At 55.9% G+C, this 4,477-nt stretch carries 5 protein-coding genes; all 5 read right to left on the reverse strand.

What is annotated here, in order from left to right:
• Positions 1–141: 141 nt before the first annotated feature.
• Positions 142–912 carry a sensor histidine kinase gene (locus CJ255_RS21080; protein ID WP_097646049.1) on the reverse strand — a complete coding sequence of 257 codons (771 nt, stop codon included), beginning with the start codon at positions 910–912 and terminating at the stop codon, positions 142–144.
• Between the two features lie 18 nt (positions 913–930).
• Positions 931–2,253, reverse strand: a complete 1,323-nt coding sequence (locus tag CJ255_RS21085; RefSeq protein WP_165774866.1) for an RNA polymerase factor sigma-54 — start codon at positions 2,251–2,253, stop codon at positions 931–933.
• A gap of 113 nt (positions 2,254–2,366) precedes the next feature.
• A complete protein-coding gene (locus CJ255_RS21090) occupies positions 2,367–3,326 on the reverse strand; it encodes an ABC transporter permease (RefSeq protein WP_097646051.1) in 960 nt (319 codons plus the stop codon).
• An 18-nt stretch (positions 3,327–3,344) separates the two neighbouring features.
• The gene (locus CJ255_RS21095) at positions 3,345–4,304 is read right to left on the reverse strand and encodes an ABC transporter permease (protein ID WP_097646052.1); all 960 of its coding nucleotides are present in this window, start codon (positions 4,302–4,304) and stop codon (positions 3,345–3,347) included.
• On the reverse strand, positions 4,246–4,477 hold a 232-nt coding region (locus CJ255_RS24230), incomplete at its 5' end, for a hypothetical protein (RefSeq protein WP_217352512.1). The genes CJ255_RS24230 and CJ255_RS21095, both read right to left, overlap by 59 nt.

Raw genomic sequence — 4,477 nt, forward strand, 5'->3', positions numbered from 1 at the left:
TAGATTGCCATGGGATGCCGACTAAAGTCGGCACTCCAACTGTAAAGCTGAAAGGCCGTTTCTGAAACCATGTCTAATTGGTATTAGGTGTACGGCTGGGGCCCATGCGCTGGCTGAGCCTGTCGAAGCCAATTCTTACCATCAACGCACATGCAGCGGCAGCAACACCGTAAAGGTGCTGCCCTGGCCTAGCACACTCTCGACGCGAATCTCGCCGCCATGCAGCGTGATCATCTCGTGGACGACATAGAGGCCGACGCCCAAGCCGCTGATATGATGGGCTGCATTGCACTTGCCCCGGTAGTAACATTCAAAGAGATGCGGGATGGCCTCGGCAGCAATCCCAATCCCTTGGTCGCTGATGCGCACAAGCGCCCACTGCCCCTCGGTTTCCAGTTGAATGCTAATTGGGCCCCCATTGGGGCTATACTTGATCGCGTTCTGCAACAGATTCTGGAAGGCTTGCACCAACCGTAGGCTGTCACCATAGATCGTAAGTGGTTGCTCAGGCAAGGCCAAGACGATATGGTGGCAGACCAAGCTCAGGTGCAACTCTTCAACCGCCTGTTGTACCACGTAGCTCAGGTTGATCGGCATGCGGTTCAAAGTAATTTGTCCCGTCTCAAGGCGTGAGATGTCGAGCATCGAGTTGATCAGGTGGTTGATGCGCTGCCCCTGCTGCACAATGGTATCAATAGCCCGCCGATCACGCTCGGAGGTATTGGTATTTTGTTGCATGCGTCGTTGCAGCAACTGCGCCTGACCTAAGAGCGCCGTCAGGGGCGTCTTCAGTTCATGCGAAGCGACTGAGAGGAAGGTATCATAGGGACGCCTAGCATCTTCTGGCTGATCGCAGTTCATATGCTCTTCACGCTTCTTGGAAGCGGGTGTATGTGTATGTAGTTCTTCCATGCCCGTTTCCACTGGGATTTACCGTAGATGCGAAGGTGGAATTCTCATCTGTTCACGGTATTTTGCCACGGTACGACGTGCAATTGGGTAGCCCTGTTCGGCTAGGAGTGCAGCAAGAGCTTCATCGCTATGGGGCCGCTCTTCATGCAAAATGAGTTCACGCAATACATCTTGCACGCCGCGTGCCACGACAAAGAGTTCGCTGACAGGCAAGAGCGTACCGTTGGGGAGCAGAATGGTCTTGTCGGCAGTCGCACGGCTGATGGTTGATTCATGCACCCCCAGTTCAGCCGCGATCTCGGCGCGGGTCATGGGCACAAGGTGGCGCACTCCATGACGCAGGAACTCCTCTTGGCGGGCTACAATGGCCTCACCAACCCGCTGCAGGGTGCTGTCGCGTTGACGTAGATTATTGAGAAAGAGGCGCGCCCGGGCGATATACTCTTGCACATGCTGTCGTTCATCATCGGGCAGACTGGCGGCACGCCGCGCTAAATCTTGGTAGAGCGGGTTGAGCCGTAGAATCCGCCGTGATGAGGTGAGTACCTCAACCACGAAGGCGCGATCGCGTTCAATGATCGATAGATCGGCGGTGCGGTAGCGCGTGCGCTGGAGTGGTGCCGGGTCGCTGAGGGCGGCCTGCACCGGATAGGGCCAGAGGTGGCGGCGAATAAAGCTGCGGGCTTGCTCTAGTTCCTCAAGCGTAATGTGCAGTTGGCGTGCAATCAGGCGGAAGCGCCCGGCCCCCAGATCACTAAAATGGTCGGCAATGATCGTCCGCGCATAGCCACACTCTATGCCTTGAGTCGCTAAGGCATCGAGTTGAGCCAAGAGGCACGCCTGGGAATCGCGGGTAGCAATGCCCGGCGGCCCAAACTCGCGCAAACGCGCCAAGACAAAGACGACGCGCTCTAGCGGGACACCAAGCAACTCGGCCAACTGCTCCGGCTCATCGGCAAGGAAACCATGATCATCGAGGTTCCCAACAAGCACCATCGCAATCGGGTGATCTTCCGTAGGGAGATTCGCGGTCAACTCAGCCAGCAGGATGTCAGCCAGGCTACGCGGGGCGGCAATGAAGAGCAGCGGATCAAGTTCTTCTGCATCGCGCAAGGAGTTTCCTTCAGGCGGGAGGCTCCCGCTGATACATTGGGGGCAGACGCCATCAAGCACAAAGCCACCACATTGGGCACACGCAGACTCATTCGCCTCTTGCTCCTCAAGCGCCGGATTCTCACTCAACTCCTGTTCAACCAACTGCTCCAGATCAAGACTTGGCAAACTCAGCAACTGGGCGAGATTGAGCAGCGCGGGCGAAACGCGCATTCTCATCTCTGGCATAAAGCCCATCTCAAACATAGGCGTATCTCTCTACAAGCGGGCGTAGCAAAAGAATACGATGTTGCTTAATTCATTGCAAAAAGTGTGCCATGTGCTGATCCTGCCCAACATCCTTACACCCGCGCACGCGGATCGAGTGCATCGCGTAGGCCATCGCCCACAAAATTGATGCTGAGGACGGTGAGGAAGATGAGCAGGCCGGGCCAGAGAACCATCCATGGGGCGAAATCAAGAAAATTTTGGCCTTCGTAGAGCAGACGCCCCCAGGTGGGCGTGTCGGGTGGGAAGCCAAGCCCAAGGAAGGAGAGAACCGATTCGGTGATGATGGCTGAGCCAACCCCTAAGGTTGCGGCCACAATGATCGGCCCAAACGCATTGGGCAGTATATGTTTGAACATGATGCTCATCTGGCCGATGCCCAAGGCGTAGGCGGCCTCGACAAATTCCTTCTGCTTGAGCGAAAGGAAGGCGCCACGCACGAGGCGGGCCACGGTCATCCAGTTCAGCCCGCCAATCACGGTCACGATCAGGATAAAGATCCCGGTTTCGGGGCCAAACCAGCGGCGCAACGTATCACGGAAGAGAAAGATAAGCAAGAGGAGCAGTGGGATCACCGGCAGGGCAAGGAAGAGATCGGTGATCCGCATCAACATGCTATCGATGCGTCCACCCAGAAAACCTGCGCTTGCGCCAATCAGCGTGCCCAGCGTGACCGAGATGAGCATTGCGACTACGCCGACCGCGATGGAGATGCGGCCACCGTGCATGGTTCGTAGCAGCATATCGCGCCCAAGATCATCGGTGCCCATGGGATGCTCGATGCTTGGTGGCAGCATGCTCTTTGAGAAGTCAGGACGCCGAAGGTTCGCCGTCGAAACCATTGGGATGATGACTACGGCGAGAATGAGCAGCAGAAAAACCATGCCGCCCAACATGGCCATGCGGTGCTTACGAAAACGCTGCCACGCATCGCCTAAGAGCGTGCGTGGCTTGCTCGTGAACGGTAACGTAAGCTGCATCGCCGCCGCACTAGCGTTGCGGTTGAACGTAACATCGTGCTGCCCTTCTGCCATGAGCCTGTCTCCTCAGCATCAATCGTAGCGAATCCGTGGATCAAGGATGCCGTAGAGCACATCGGCCACAAGGTTAAAGAGCACGACGAGGATCGCAAAGATAAAGGTAATCGCCATAATCACAGGGGTATCAGAATTTTGAATGGATCGAATCAAGAGTTCGCCAATGCCGTTAATGCGAAAGATTTGTTCGGTCACAATCGCGCCCGTGAAGATCGTAGGCACACCGAGCGCAATCAGGGTAACCACAGGAATCATGCTATTCCGCAAGACATGGCCCAGAATCACCTTGCGCTCACTCAGCCCTTTAGCCCGCGCTGTGCGCGCATAGTCCATAGGTAAATGTTCGAGCATTGAAGCACGCACAAAACGGGTCAGCGTACCTGTCTGAAAGAGGGCCAACACCGTGACCGGCATAATCATCTGGCGGATCTGCAACCAGAGCGAATTGAGATCGCGCACCTCAAGCGTAGAATCATAGATCAGCGGCAGCCAGCGCAGGTGAACCGAAAAGACCAGAATGAGCAACAGGCCAGTGAAGAAGGTAGGCAGCGAGAAGCCAATAAAAGCGAAGGTGGTCGCCACATGATCAAAGAGCGAATAGGGCTTCACTGCCGAGATGATACCAATGGGCAGCGCAAGGCAGACCGAGATCAGGTAGGCCAGCCCCACCACCTGCAAGGTCTGCGGCATACGCTGGGCAATCAGGTCAAGCACCGGCATGCGGCTGGCAAAGGAGTAACCCCAGTCGCCCACAAGCAGCGCACTAAGCCACTTGAAGTAGCGGATATACCAGGGATCATTCAGTCCAAACGAAGCGCGGATCTGCTCACGCACCTCCGGCGGCACCGAGGGATCGGCGGCAAATTGGGCCAACGGATCACCAGGCGCTAGGGTCAGCACCAGAAAGATCACCAAGCTAATGCCCAACAGCGTCGGGATCGCATAGAGCAGACGGCGGATGATGTAACTGGTCACGCAGCAGGGTTCCTAGAGAACAGATGAACAGAGAACAGGGGGCAAGAAACAAGGGAACAGAGAACAGAGGAACAGGGGGGCAACGAACAGAAATCCGTTCTTCTGTTCTTCTGTTCTTCTGTTCTTCTGTTCTTCTGTTCTTCTGTTCTTCTGTTCTTCTGTTCTTCTGTTCT

This window comes from Candidatus Viridilinea mediisalina, from assembly GCF_002532535.1.
Classification (GTDB): domain Bacteria; phylum Chloroflexota; class Chloroflexia; order Chloroflexales; family Chloroflexaceae; genus Viridilinea; species Viridilinea mediisalina.

Excerpts from the sequence above, each read along its gene's own strand:
- CJ255_RS21080 (WP_097646049.1), bottom strand. The coding sequence starts at position 912 with ATGGAAGAACTACATACACATACACCCGCTTCCAAGAAGCGTGAAGAG.
- CJ255_RS21085 (WP_165774866.1), bottom strand. The coding sequence starts at position 2,253 with ATGCCAGAGATGAGAATGCGCGTTTCGCCCGCGCTGCTCAATCTCGCC.
- CJ255_RS21090 (WP_097646051.1), bottom strand. The coding sequence starts at position 3,326 with ATGGCAGAAGGGCAGCACGATGTTACGTTCAACCGCAACGCTAGTGCG.